At 71.3% G+C, this 12,332-nt stretch carries 12 protein-coding genes; 9 read left to right on the top strand and 3 right to left on the bottom strand.

The genetic code is table 11. The features are described from left to right. Positions 1 to 96 precede the first annotated feature (96 nt). Both QFZ74_RS12720 and QFZ74_RS12715 read left to right on the top strand, forming a co-directional pair. Positions 97 to 510, top strand: coding sequence for an STAS domain-containing protein (locus QFZ74_RS12720; RefSeq protein WP_307620928.1), 414 nt, complete (start codon positions 97 to 99; stop codon positions 508 to 510). A 399-nt stretch (positions 511 to 909) separates the two neighbouring features. Beyond that, positions 910 to 1,455, top strand: a complete 546-nt coding sequence (locus QFZ74_RS12715; RefSeq protein ID WP_307620927.1) for an ATP-binding protein — start codon at positions 910 to 912, stop codon at positions 1,453 to 1,455. Positions 1,456 to 1,570: 115 nt separating this feature from the next. Here the strand turns inward: QFZ74_RS12715 and QFZ74_RS12710 are convergent, their stop codons facing one another. After that, positions 1,571 to 3,067 (bottom strand): oligopeptide:H+ symporter, encoded by a 1,497-nt coding sequence (locus QFZ74_RS12710; RefSeq protein ID WP_307620926.1) that lies wholly within the window; start codon positions 3,065 to 3,067, stop codon positions 1,571 to 1,573. Between the two features lie 493 nt (positions 3,068 to 3,560). On the opposite strand from QFZ74_RS12710, the gene QFZ74_RS12705 reads away from it, so the two are divergent. Further along, positions 3,561 to 4,238 (top strand): response regulator transcription factor, encoded by a 678-nt coding sequence (locus tag QFZ74_RS12705; RefSeq protein WP_307620925.1) that lies wholly within the window; start codon positions 3,561 to 3,563, stop codon positions 4,236 to 4,238. A 218-nt stretch (positions 4,239 to 4,456) separates the two neighbouring features. Further along, positions 4,457 to 5,728, top strand: a complete 1,272-nt coding sequence (locus QFZ74_RS12700) for an ATP-binding protein (RefSeq protein WP_307620924.1) — start codon at positions 4,457 to 4,459, stop codon at positions 5,726 to 5,728. 26 nt (positions 5,729 to 5,754) lie between these two features. Here the strand turns inward: QFZ74_RS12700 and QFZ74_RS12695 are convergent, their stop codons facing one another. Beyond that, complete coding sequence (locus tag QFZ74_RS12695) at positions 5,755 to 6,273, bottom strand: GtrA family protein (protein WP_307620923.1); 519 nt, start codon at positions 6,271 to 6,273, stop codon at positions 5,755 to 5,757. 238 nt (positions 6,274 to 6,511) lie between these two features. Between QFZ74_RS12695 and QFZ74_RS12690 the strand changes: the two genes are divergently transcribed. From QFZ74_RS12690 to QFZ74_RS30425, 5 genes are all read left to right on the top strand, one after another. After that, entirely contained in the window at positions 6,512 to 7,651 is a 1,140-nt protein-coding gene (locus QFZ74_RS12690; protein ID WP_307620922.1) for a 5-(carboxyamino)imidazole ribonucleotide synthase, read from the top strand. Then, complete coding sequence (purE, locus tag QFZ74_RS12685) at positions 7,648 to 8,175, top strand: 5-(carboxyamino)imidazole ribonucleotide mutase (protein WP_307620921.1); 528 nt, start codon at positions 7,648 to 7,650, stop codon at positions 8,173 to 8,175. Before QFZ74_RS12690 ends, purE begins: the two co-directional genes overlap by 4 nt. Before the next feature lie 5 nt (positions 8,176 to 8,180). Then, entirely contained in the window at positions 8,181 to 9,395 is a 1,215-nt protein-coding gene (locus QFZ74_RS12680; protein WP_307620920.1) for a dipeptidase, read from the top strand. 143 nt (positions 9,396 to 9,538) lie between these two features. Continuing rightward, a complete protein-coding gene (locus QFZ74_RS12675; RefSeq protein ID WP_307620919.1) occupies positions 9,539 to 10,678 on the top strand; it encodes a dipeptidase in 1,140 nt (379 codons plus the stop codon). Positions 10,679 to 10,728: 50 nt separating this feature from the next. After that, positions 10,729 to 10,848: a hypothetical protein gene (locus tag QFZ74_RS30425; protein WP_373462378.1), complete on the top strand. Its 120-nt coding sequence runs from the start codon at positions 10,729 to 10,731 to the stop codon at positions 10,846 to 10,848. A 33-nt stretch (positions 10,849 to 10,881) separates the two neighbouring features. Here QFZ74_RS30425 and QFZ74_RS12670 read toward each other — a convergent pair whose 3' ends face one another. Further along, positions 10,882 to 12,225: a UDP-glucose/GDP-mannose dehydrogenase family protein gene (locus tag QFZ74_RS12670; RefSeq protein ID WP_307620918.1), complete on the bottom strand. Its 1,344-nt coding sequence runs from the start codon at positions 12,223 to 12,225 to the stop codon at positions 10,882 to 10,884. Positions 12,226 to 12,332 lie beyond the last annotated feature (107 nt).

The raw sequence follows: 12,332 nt of genomic DNA, 5'->3' as shown, positions 1-12,332 counted from the left end.
GGCATCGACGCGGAGCCCGCAGCGCATGAGCAGCACAGCGGCAGGGCATCGTCAGTGCATCAGACAGCAGCCACGACCTCAGGAGTGAGAGACGGCATGGACCGCGGGACGGTCGGCAGCGCCCAGTCGGGCCGGCTACGGGTGCAGGTGCGAGAAGAGGGCTCCAGCGCCGTCGTGACGCCGGCGGGTGAGCTCGATCACCACACCGCCGATCTGTTGCGCGAGCCGCTCGACGAGCTCCTCTCGAAGGGGTTCGCGCGACTCGTCGTGGACTGCTCACAGCTGGAGTTCTGCGACTCCACGGGTCTGAACGTGCTGCTCGGCACCCGCCTGAAGGCGGAGGCGGCCGGCGGCGGGGTGCATCTCGCCGCGATGCGGCCGGTGGTGGCCCGCGTGTTCGAGATCACCGGGGCCCAGACGGTCTTCACGGTCCACGACTCCGTCAACGCGGCGCTGGCCGGTGAGTCCGGCGCGTCGAGTGAGCCCGGCGAGGCCTGCGGCGCCGGCTGATCCGCGCCACCCACCGGCGTCCTGCCCCCGGGAAGAACCGGGAATTCCCTTGACGTCGGGCGCTGTTCGGCGCGCGTTCCACGGCCGTCCGGGCCTTGTTCGTGGCCCCGAGCGCGACGCGTCCGGATCAGGGGGTGTTTCGCCCGGTCAGTCGGGCAGGAGAGACTTCGTGGACCCGTTGGCCGGCCCTCGGCACTGCGCCGGGCGAACGGCCCGCGCGCGGCGTACGTATCCGACCGATACCAGCAGGTCCGACTGCTGAATCGCGAACTGCCGGACATGCGCGCCGAACGTGAACTGCCGAACGTGAACTGCCGAACGTGAACTGCCGAACGTGAACTGCTGAATGTGAATCTGAGTCCGAATCGTGAACCGGTGAATCGGTGAGGTGAAGCGCTGATGAGCACCACCCGGCCTTGCTCGCCGGGCGACCGCAGCCCGGAGCCCGCAGGCGCTCCGGGTACGTCCGAGGAGGATGCGCCGTCCGACGGCGTATCCGTGGCGACAGCGGCCGTACCGTCCAAGGCCCCGCGGGCCCGTGAGGTCCGCAGGCTGCGGCTCGACGGCGAGAGCGGGGTGGTCCCGCTGGCGCGCGACTTCGCCCGCCAGGCGCTGTACGCGTGGGGCTGGCTGCCCGCCGCCACCGCGGACCAGCGGGCGGCCGCCGAGGACGTGCTGCTCGTGGTCTCCGAGCTCGTCACCAACGCGTGTCTGCACGCCGAGGGGCCCGAGGAGATGTTCCTCGCCCGCGACAACAAGGTGATCCGTATCGAGGTCGCCGACCGCGGCACGGGCCAGCCCGCCCCGCGCACCCCGCATCGCGCCGGACGCCCCGGCGGCCACGGGATGTTCATCGTGCAGCGCCTCTGCCTGGACTGGGGCGTGGTGCGGATCCCGGGCCTGACGGGCAAGAGGGTGTGGGCGGAACTCGGTGCTCCGGCCTGATCCGTACGAAAGCCCCGAGGAGAAGACCCCAGGACCACCACGGTCCGTGCGCATACGAAGAGGGCCACCGCATCCCCCAGGGATGCGGTGGCCCTCTTCGTGCCTCGGGCGGACGTCAGGCGACGTCGCCCATCAGCTGCTTGACCTTGTTGCGGTACAGCCACACCGCGACACCGGCGGCGACGGCGAGCGCGGCCTCCAGGGCCACGATGCCCGTCGTGTTGAGGTCGACGCCGGCGGTGCTGAGCAGACCGGTCGTGGCGTCACCGGCGGTGACGGCCAGGAACCAGACACCCATCATCTGGGAGGCGTACTTCGCGGGCGCCATCTTCGTGGTGACCGACAGGCCGACCGGGGAGAGCAGCAGCTCGCCGACGGTCTGGACGAAGTAGATGGCCACCATCCACAGCGCGGCCGCCTTGTGACCGCCGTCGGCGATCGCGAGCGGGGCCAGGAAGACGAAGAAGGAGACACCGATCAGGACCAGGCCCAGGGCGAACTTCGTCGCCGTGCTCGGCTCCTTGCCCTTGCGGTTCAGGGCGAGCCACAGCGAGGCGAAGACCGGCGCGAACGCCATGATCATGACCGGGTTGACCGACTGGTACCAGGAGACCGGGAAGTTCCAGCCCGCGATGGTGTTTTTGGCCGAACCGTCCGCGAAGATCGACAGGGTCGAACCGCCCTGGTCGTAGATCATCCAGAACACGGCCGCGGCGATGAAGAACCAGATGTACGCCGTCATCTTCGACTGCTCGGTGCCGTCGAGGTCCTTGTCGCGCTTGATGCGGGCGAGGACGACGACCGGGATGACCAGGCCGGCGATGATGATCGGGACCATCACCCAGTTCAGCGTGTAGACGCCGGAGAAGCCGACGATCGCGTAGAAGACCGCAGCGATACCCGCCCACAGGCCGGCCTTGCGCAGCGTGGACGTCTTCTCCTCTGCCGACAGCGGGGTCGGGACGACGTTCGACCGGTCGCTCAGGTGACGCGAGCCGAGCAGGAACTGGGCCAGACCCAGACCCATGCCGAGCGCGGCGAGGGCGAAGCCCAGGTGCCAGTTGACGCTCTGACCGACGGTGCCGATGATCAGCGGCGCGGCGAAGGCACCCAGGTTGATGCCGATGTAGAAGAGCGTGAAGCCACCGTCACGGCGCGGGTCTTCCGGACCGTTGTAGAGGTGGCCGACCATGGTGGAGATGTTGGCCTTCAGCAGACCGGAACCGATGGCGACCAGGCCGAGGCCCGCGTAGAAGGTGCCGGCGCTCGGCAGGGCCAGGGTCAGATGGCCGAGCATGATGATCGTGCCCGCGACGGCGACCGTCTTGCGGGGGCCGAGGATGCGGTCGGCGATCCAGCCGCCGGGCAGCGCGAGCAGATACACGAGGGACAGGTACACCGAGTAGATCGCGGTCGCCGAGGCCGCGTCCAGGTGCAGCCCGGCCGGGGCCACCAGGTAGAGCGGAAGCAGGGCCCGCATGCCGTAGTAGGAGAAACGCTCCCACATCTCGGTCAAGAAGAGGGTGGCCAGTCCGCGAGGGTGGCCGAAGAAGGCTTTGTCGGCACCGGGAGTCTCCGGCTGAACCGAGTCCTTCGTCAGGCTGGACGCCATGGTCGTTCCTTGCTGATCGGGACGCGCGCTGGAGCGTTGCGCGCCCGGTGACGGTGCGGCCGGCACCGGCTGGGCACCGTCCACCCCACGCCCAGGGGAGCTCCGCTCCCTGCTGAACGGGGAAGCAGTGGACGGCGACCACCGGGATCCACGCCCCGGAACGCGTCAGCGCGTTCGGAGCCCGGCCAGAGGTCATTCCTTTCGAGGCTGATGTGCATCAGCCCGTACACAAAAGAGACCCTCAGCGTCAAGTGGCGCCAAAGGTCCTTGGTGTACTACAGGCGTTCCGCTCACCATACGGCAGGACACTGCCGGAAATGGAAGGACTTGAGACACGGATCACAGGGCTTCGGGGAACCAGAGGCGCCTTTTCGAAGGTCCCTCCTATGATCTCACCCTTCCCTCATAGGTTCGTACCAATGTGCGGCAAGGTAAGAACCACGGGCTCCCGGTCCCGCCCCGCGGCCACGCGCGGGCGGTCTACCATCACCTCATGACCCGTGTACTGCTCGCCGAGGACGACGCGTCCATCTCGGAGCCGCTGGCCCGCGCCCTGCGCCGGGAAGGTTACGAGGTCGAGGTGCGCGAGGACGGACCCGCGGCGCTCGACGCCGGAATGCAGGGCGGCGTCGACCTGGTGGTGCTGGACCTGGGGCTGCCCGGCATGGACGGCCTCGAGGTCGCCCGCCGGCTGCGCGCCGAGGGCCACGCCGTGCCCATCCTCATCCTGACCGCGCGCGCCGACGAGGTGGACACCGTCGTCGGCCTGGACGCGGGCGCCGACGACTACGTCACCAAGCCCTTCCGGCTCGCCGAACTGCTCGCCCGCGTCCGGGCCCTGCTGCGGCGCGGCGCCACGGAGCCGCAGCAGCCGCCGGCCACGCACGGGGTGCGCATCGACGTCGAGTCGCACCGCGCGTGGATGGGCGACGAGGAACTCCAGCTCACCGCCAAGGAGTTCGACCTGCTGCGGGTGCTGGTGCGGGACGCCGGCCGCGTGGTCACCCGGGATCAGTTGATGCGGGAGGTCTGGGACACGACGTGGTGGTCGTCCACCAAGACCCTCGACATGCACATCTCCTGGCTGCGGAAGAAGCTGGGCGACGACGCGGCGAACCCGCGGTACATCGCCACGGTGCGCGGTGTGGGCTTCCGGTTCGAGAAGAGCTAGGCGCTGCCGCTGGGGCTCAGCCGACTTCGTGCTGTGCGTCGTGGTGGGTTGTGGCTGGTGCGTGGGTGCGTGGGTGCGTGGGTGCGTGGGTGCGTGGGTGCGGGCGGTCGTGGGCTGGTCGCGCAGTTCCCCGCGCCCCTTTGGGGCGCTGCCCCGAACCCGGGTTTCCAGTGACCAAGGCACACTGGTCCTCGTAAAGCCACCGCCCGGAGGGCCTCGTGCGTCGTCGTCTCATTCAGTCCACCCTGGCCGTCGTCCTGGTCGTGATCGCCGTCTTCGGCGTCTCACTGGTGCTCGTCGAGACCCGGACCATCAGCAAGGGCGCCCAGGAACGGGTGGACTCCGAGGCGCTGCGCCTGGCCAGCATCGTGGACAGCCGCATCGTCGGCGCGGAGGACGTGACCCCCGGGATGCTGCGCAAGCAGGTCGCCGAGGAGCAGTACGCCGTCATCCGCATCCCCGGCCGCTCGCCGATCGAGGTCGGCACCAAGCCGCAGGGCGAGGTCATCGAGGCGAGCGCCGACGGCGAGGAGGGCGAGCGGGTCACCGTCCAGGAGCCGCGCTCCTCGGTGACCCGCGAGGTCGGCCGCACGCTGCTGATCATCGCGGCGGTAGCGCTGCTCGCGGTGGTCGCGGCCGTGCTGCTCGCCGTACGCCAGGCGAACCGGCTCGCCTCCCCGCTGACCGACCTCGCGGAGACCGCCGAGCGCCTCGGCTCCGGCGACCCGCGCCCCCGGCACAAGCGGTACGGCGTCCCCGAGCTGGACCGGGTCGCCGACGTCCTGGACTCCTCGGCCGAGCGCATCGCCCGCATGCTCACCGCCGAGAGGCGCCTGGCCGCCGACGCCTCCCATCAGCTCCGTACACCCCTCACCGCGCTCTCGATGCGTCTGGAGGAGATCACCCTCACCGACGACCCGGACACGGTGAAGGAGGAGGCGAACGTCGCGCTGACCCAGGTCGAGCGCCTGACGGACGTGGTCGAGCGGCTGCTCACGAACTCCCGCGACCCGCGGACCGGCTCCGCCGTCACCTTCGACCTCGACGAGGTCATCCTCCAGCAGCTCGCCGAGTGGCGGCCGGCGTACCGTAGCGCGGGGCGCGCGATCGTGAGCTCGGGCAAGCGGCATCTGCGGGCCGTGGGTACGCCTGGGGCGGTGGCCCAGGTGCTGGCGGCGCTCATCGAGAACTCGCTGATGCACGGCCGGGGCACGGTGGCGCTGCGCACCCGTGTCACCGGGAACCAGGTGGTCATCGAGGTGACCGACGAGGGCCCGGGCGTCCCGGCCGACCTCGGCGCGCGGATCTTCGAGCGCACGATCAGCGGGCGGAACTCCACGGGGATCGGCCTCGCGGTGGCCCGCGATCTCGCCGAGGCCGACGGCGGCCGCCTGGAACTCCTCCAGGCCCAGCCGCCCGTCTTCGGCCTCTTCCTGTCCCGCACCCCGCCGACCCCGAAGCCGGACGACGACGAGCCGACGGTCCGCTAGGACAGCCCCTGCAGCCCCTGCAGCCCCTAAGGCCTTCCCTGCGGCACCCGCTGCCGGGGGCGCTGCTTCTTCGACGACTGGGCGGCGACGTACGCCTTCGTGCCGTCGCCGCTCTCCCGGACCGGCAGGGCCCGGAACACCCAGGTCCGGTAGGACCAGAAGCGGAACAGCGTCGCGACGCCGATGCCGAGGAACTTGAAGACGTTGTTCTGCAGCGGGGTGTCCCAGCCGAACCCGTACGTCGCCACGAACAGCACGCCGTTCTCGATCACCAGGCCGATCGCGCTGAACAGCAGGAACAGCGTGAGCTCCCGGGTACGGCCGTTCTTGTCACGGTCCCGGTACGTGAAGTAGCGGAAGCCGACGTAGTTGAAGGTGATCGCGACGACGGTCGCGATCACACCGGCACGGACCACCTGGAGATCGGTCGCGTGCCTGACCAGGTTGAAGACGCCCAGATTGACGAGGATCCCTGCTCCGCCGACCGCCCCGAACTTGGCGACCTCGTCTACGAGTCTTCGCAGCCCCGAGGAACTACGTTCCATGGTTGCGCTGGCCCCCGTCCGTAGGTTTCGTCAACTCAGCCACTGTAACGAGCGGACTCCTCCGGCGCCTGCGGGCGAGCGCACGCCGCACCGACGCGTCGGAAAGAACCTGGGAAGAAGCCGGAGGCAGGCGGAAAGCGGCGGGCAAGAGCCGGGCAACGGCCGGGCAAGGACCGGGAAAGCGCAGGGTAAGAGGCGGCCGGGGCGGGGCGCCCGGCGCGGCCGATACCCTAGGAGCGTGACATTCCCGGTAGTCGGCATGGTCGGCGGGGGCCAGCTCGCTCGTATGACACACGAGGCGGGCATCCCGTTGGGCATCAGGTTCAAGCTCCTCAGTGACACACCCCAGGACTCGGCGGCGCAGGTCGTGAACGAGGTCGTCGTCGGCGACTATCGCGACCTGGACACGCTGCGCGCGTTCGCGCAGGGCTGTGACGTGATCACCTTCGATCACGAGCACGTGCCCACCGAGCACCTGCGCGCCCTGGAGGCGGACGGCATCCCCGTCCGCCCCGGGCCCGACGCGCTGGTGCACGCCCAGGACAAGGGCGTGATGCGCGCGAGACTCGACGCGATCGGCGTGCCCTGCCCGCGGCACCGCATCGTGTCCGACCCTGAGGACGTGGTCCGCTTCGCGGCCGAGGGCGAGGGCTTCCCCGTCGTCCTCAAGACCGTCCGCGGCGGCTACGACGGCAAGGGCGTGTGGGTGGTGGAGTCCGCCGAGGAGGCCATGGACCCCTTCCGCGCCGGCGTCCCGGTCCTCGCAGAGGAGAAGGTCGACTACGTGCGCGAGCTCGCCGCCAACGTCGTCCGCTCGCCGCACGGCCAGGCGGTCGCCTACCCGGTCGTCGAGTCCCGCCAGGTGGGCGGCGTCTGCGACACGGTCATCGCGCCCGCCCCAGGCCTCGACCCGGCGCTCGCCCTCCAGGCCGAGGAGATGGCCCTGCGCATCGCCCAGGAGCTGGAGGTCGTCGGCCATCTCGCCGTCGAGCTGTTCCAGACCCGCGACGGCCGCATCCTCGTCAACGAGCTGGCCATGCGCCCGCACAACTCGGGCCACTGGACCCAGGACGGCGCGATCACCAGCCAGTTCGCCAACCACGTCCGGGCGGTCCTCGACCTGCCCCTCGGCGACCCGCGCCCGCGCGCGAAGTGGACCGTGATGGCCAACGTGCTGGGCGGCGACTTCCCGGACATGTACGCGGCGTACCTGCACTGCATGGCCCGCGACCCCCAGCTGAAGATCCACATGTACGGCAAGGACGTGAAGCCCGGCCGCAAGGTCGGTCACGTCAACACCTACGGCGACGACCTGGACGACGTTCTCGAGCGCGCACGTCACGCTGCCGGTTACCTGAGAGGCACGATCACCGAATGAGCTCCAGCCCCGTTGTCGGCATCGTCATGGGATCGGACTCCGACTGGCCCGTGATGGAGGCCGCCGCCCAGGCCCTCGACGAGTTCGAGATCCCCTACGAGGTCGACGTCGTCTCCGCGCACCGGATGCCGCGCGAGATGGTCGCGTACGGCGAGGAGGCCGCCGGCCGCGGGCTGAAGGTGATCATCGCGGGCGCGGGCGGCGCCGCCCACCTGCCCGGCATGCTCGCCTCGGTCACCCCGCTGCCGGTCATCGGCGTACCGGTCCCGCTGAAGTACCTCGACGGCATGGACAGCCTGCTGTCGATCGTGCAGATGCCGGCCGGCGTGCCCGTCGCCACCGTCTCCGTCGGCGGCGCCCGCAACGCCGGTCTCCTCGCGGCCCGCATGCTCGCCGCGCACGACGAGGAACTCCTCGCCCGTATGCGGGAGTTCCAGCAGGAGCTCAACGACCAGGCCACGGAGAAGGGCAAGCGCCTGCGCGCCAAGGTCGAGGGTTCGAGCGCCTTCGGGTTCGGAAAGTGACGGACATGACCTCACCGTCCTCACCGTCCTCACAGTCCTCGCTGGACGAAGCCCGGGAGCTGCTGCGCTCCTTCCCCGTCGTCGACGGGCACAACGACCTGCCGTGGGCGCTGCGCGAACAGGTCCGCTACGACCTCGACGCCCGCGACATCGCCACCGACCAGCGCGCCCACCTGCACACCGACCTGGCGCGGATGCGCGAGGGCGGCGTCGGCGCGCAGTACTGGTCGGTGTACGTCCGCTCCGACCTGCCGGGCGCGGTCACGGCGACGCTGGAACAGATCGACTGCGTACGGCAGTTGATCGACCGGCACCCGGACCGGCTGCGGGCCGCCTTCACGGCCGCCGACATGGAGGCCGCGCGCGCCGAGGGCCGGCTCGCCTCCCTCATGGGCGCCGAGGGCGGCCACTCCATCGACAACTCGCTGGCCACCCTGCGCGCCCTGTACGCGCTCGGCGTGCGCTACATGACCCTCACCCACAACGACAACGTGGCCTGGGCGGACTCGGCGACGGACGAGCCGAACGTCGGCGGCCTGTCGGCCTTCGGCCGCGAGGTGGTACGGGAGATGAACCGCGCGGGCATGCTCGTCGACCTCTCCCACGTGGCCGCGACAACCATGCGGGACGCGCTGGACACCACGTCCGCGCCGGTGATCTTCTCCCACTCCTCGGCGCGCGCCGTGTGCGACCACCCGCGCAACGTCCCGGACGACGTCCTGGAGCGGATGGCCGCGGGCGGCGGCATGGCGATGGTGACGTTCGTGCCGAAGTTCGTGCTCCAGGCGGCCGGCGAGTGGACCGTCGCCGCCGGTGAGAACCTGCGCGCGCACGGCTTCCACCCCCTCGACACCACCGCCGAGGCGATGAAGCTGCACCACGCCTTCGAGGAGGCGAACCCCCGCCCGATCGCCACGGTGTCCACGGTCGCCGACCACCTCGACCACATGCGCGAGGTCGCCGGCATCGACCACCTCGGCATCGGCGGGGACTACGACGGCACGGCGTTCACCCCCGAGGGCCTCAAGGACGTCTCCGGCTACCCCAACCTCATCGCCGAACTCCTGGACCGCGGCTGGTCGAAGACCGACCTGGCCAAGCTGACCTGGCAGAACGCGGTACGGGTGCTGGGCGCGGCCGAGGACGTGGCCCGGGACCTCCAGGCCACGCACGCCCCCTCCAACGCCACGATCGAGGAGCTCGACGGCCCGGCCGACTGAGCACCGGGCGGGGCGCCGGTACCCCCGAACGCCCCGCCCACCAGGAAGCCCTCCCGGCCCCGTGCGACGGTGACCGTAGCGCGATCGACGTGCCGCGATCGACGTGCCGCGATCGACGTGTACGACGACGTACGGAGCCCCGCATGGCCGACCTCAGGGACGAGCTGCCCACCGCGACCGAGGTCACCGCCCCGCCCGACGACCTCGACGAGGATCTGCCCGACGACCCGTTCCCGACCGCCGGTCAGTCACTCGTCCCGGACTGCCCCCCGGACGCCGGACCGCTGGAGCGCGCCCACGCCCTGCTGACCGCCCACCCCGTCGCCGACGGGTGCAGCGGACTGTCCCGCGCCCTGCCGCTGCTGCCCCGCTACGACCTGGAGCTGGGCGACAGCAACGTCGACACGGACGTGCCCCGGCTGCGCGAGGGACACGTGGGCGCGCTGTTCTGGGCGCTGCACCTGCCCGAGGGGCTGCCCGCGACCCGGGCCGTGGGCGCCACCCTCGAACAGCTGGACCTGGCCCGCACCGTCGTCGCGCAGCACCCCGAGGGCCTGCGGCTCGCCCGGACCGCCGGCCAGATCATCGACGCCCGCAACTGCGGCCGTACCGCCGTCGTCCTCGGGCCGGCCGGGGCCGCCGCGCTCGACGACTCCCTCGGCATCCTGCGCATACTGCACTCGCTCGGCCTGCGCGTCCTCACCCTGTCGGGCACCTCCTGGGCGGGCGAGGCGGGACTGACCCGCTTCGGCGAGGAGGTCGTGCACGAGCTGAACCGGCTCGGCATGTTCGCGGACCTCTCCGGCGCCGGCGACGCCGTCGTACGCCGCACCCTCGCTCTCTCCCGGACGCCGGTGCTGTGCACCCGCTCCGCCGCCCGCAGCCTGCGCCCGCACCCCGCCAACCTCCCCGACGAACTGCTCGCCGAGCTGGGCGCCGCGCAGGGCCTGTGCCTGGTGCCGCTGACGGCGGCGCAGACCGGCCCGAGCGTGAAGGACGTCGCCGACCACCTCGACCACGTCCGCACCGTGGCCGGACCGCAGTCCGTGGGCCTGTCCGGCACCTACGACACCGGCGCCGCCCACCCCCAGGACCTCGCGGACCCCTCCCGCTACCCGCACCTCGTCGCCGAGCTGATCCACCGCGGCTGGTCCGACACCGAGATCACCCTGCTGACCTGGGGCAACGTCCAGCGGGTGCTGCGCAGCGCCCACTGCACGGCCCAGGAGGCCCGGCAACGCCGCCAGCCGTCCACGGCGAGGCTCGCCGAGCTGGACGGCTGACGGGCCGGACGGCGGACCGCAGTCCGGCCGGGCGGGGGCGCTGGTGCTCGATGCAGGTGTGCGGGGCCCGCGCGAAGATGCGCCACTACCGGGCCAAGGGGCAGAAGGGGGAGGGGAGTTCGGCGATGGCCGGGGGCCATGACGCGCGAGACGCCGGTCCGGCCGAGTGAGTCTCGGCCCAACCGGCGCCTGTCGTACGGGCGTTACGCGGTCGGACGGCCCATCGCACGGTACGTCCAGCCGGCCCGCCGCCACAGCTCGGGGTCGAGGGTGTTGCGCCCGTCGAGAAGCACGCGGCCCGCGGCCGCCTCGCCCAGCGCGGCCGGGTCCAGCTCGCGGAACTCCCGCCACTCGGTGAGGTGCAGCACAACATCGGCGCCGCGCACGGCGTCGAGGGCGGAGGGGGCGTAGCCCAGCGTCGGGAAGAGGCGGCGGGCGTTGTCCATGCCCTTCGGGTCGTACACCGTCACCTGGCCGCCCTGGAGGTGGATCTGCCCGGCCACGTTGAGCGCGGGCGAGTCCCGGACGTCGTCCGAGTCGGGCTTGAAGGTGGCGCCGAGCACCGCGACCCGCTTGCCGAGGAACGAGCCGCCGCCCAGCGCCTGGCGGGCCAGCTCCACCATCTGGCCGCGCTGGCGCATGTTGATGGAGTCGATCTCCCGCAGGAACGTCAGCGCCTGGTCGGCGCCCAGCTCACCGGCGCGGGCCATGAACGCCCGGATGTCCTTCGGCAGGCAGCCGCCGCCGAAGCCGATGCCGGCGCGCAGGAACTTCTTCCCGATCCGGTCGTCGTGGCCGATGGCCTCGGCCAGCTTGACGACGTCGCCGCCCGCGGCCTCGCACACCTCCGCCATCGCGTTGATGAAGGAGATCTTCGTGGAGAGGAAGGAGTTCGCCGCGGTCTTCACCAGCTCGGCCGTCGGGAAGTCGGTGACCACGAACGGCGTGCCCTCGCCGACCGGCGTCGCGTACACCTCGCGCAGCAGCTTCTCGGCGCGCTCGCTGTGCACGCCGACCACGATCCGGTCGGGGTGCAGGGTGTCGTCGACGGCGAAGCCCTCACGCAGGAACTCCGGGTTCCAGGCCAGCTCGGCGTCCGCCCCGGCGGGCGCGTGCTCGGCGAGGTAGGCGGCCAGACGCTGGGCGGTGCCGACCGGCACGGTCGACTTGCCGACCACCAGGGCCGGACCGGCGAGGTGCGGGGCGAGGGACGCGAACGCGGCGTCGACGTAACTCATGTCAGCGGCGTACTCACCGTGCCGCTGCGGGGTGTTCACGCACACGAAGTGCACGTCGCCGAACGCGCCGACCTCGGCCCAGTCCCGCGTGAAGCGCAGCCGGCCCGTGGACCCCTCGATCCCGGTGACGTGCCGGCGCAGCAGCTCGTCGAGGCCCGGCTCGTACATCGGGGTCTCGCCCCGCTCCAGCATCGCGATCTTCTCGGGTACGACATCGAGCCCCAGCACCTCGAAACCGAGCTCGGCCATGGCCGCGGCGTGGGTGGCGCCCAGGTAGCCGGTGCCGATCACGGTGATCTTGAGGCTCATGCATGCTCCAGAAGGGGTACGACTGAGGGGTACGACAGGGGATGCGGGCCCGAGCATAGCCGGGGCATGCTCCGGCTCTTCGGCGGGCAATTCCCTGCTGTCGCCAA

It is taken from the genome of Streptomyces sp. V3I7 (assembly GCF_030817495.1).
GTDB lineage: Bacteria > Actinomycetota > Actinomycetes > Streptomycetales > Streptomycetaceae > Streptomyces.
The sequence above is the reverse complement of the archived record's forward strand: the minus strand, read 5'-3'. Positions and strand labels throughout refer to the sequence as shown.

Bases quoted from the DNA above. Each gene is read 5' to 3' on its own strand.
- QFZ74_RS30425 (WP_373462378.1), top strand. From the start codon at position 10,729: ATGCAGGTGTGCGGGGCCCGCGCGAAGATGCGCCACTACCGGGCCAAG.
- QFZ74_RS12715 (WP_307620927.1), top strand. From the start codon at position 910: ATGAGCACCACCCGGCCTTGCTCGCCGGGCGACCGCAGCCCGGAGCCC.
- QFZ74_RS12680 (WP_307620920.1), top strand. From the start codon at position 8,181: ATGACCTCACCGTCCTCACCGTCCTCACAGTCCTCGCTGGACGAAGCC.
- QFZ74_RS12670 (WP_307620918.1), bottom strand. From the start codon at position 12,225: ATGAGCCTCAAGATCACCGTGATCGGCACCGGCTACCTGGGCGCCACC.
- QFZ74_RS12705 (WP_307620925.1), top strand. From the start codon at position 3,561: ATGACCCGTGTACTGCTCGCCGAGGACGACGCGTCCATCTCGGAGCCG.
- QFZ74_RS12710 (WP_307620926.1), bottom strand. From the start codon at position 3,067: ATGGCGTCCAGCCTGACGAAGGACTCGGTTCAGCCGGAGACTCCCGGT.
- QFZ74_RS12675 (WP_307620919.1), top strand. From the start codon at position 9,539: ATGGCCGACCTCAGGGACGAGCTGCCCACCGCGACCGAGGTCACCGCC.
- QFZ74_RS12695 (WP_307620923.1), bottom strand. From the start codon at position 6,273: ATGGAACGTAGTTCCTCGGGGCTGCGAAGACTCGTAGACGAGGTCGCC.
- purE (WP_307620921.1), top strand. From the start codon at position 7,648: ATGAGCTCCAGCCCCGTTGTCGGCATCGTCATGGGATCGGACTCCGAC.
- QFZ74_RS12720 (WP_307620928.1), top strand. From the start codon at position 97: ATGGACCGCGGGACGGTCGGCAGCGCCCAGTCGGGCCGGCTACGGGTG.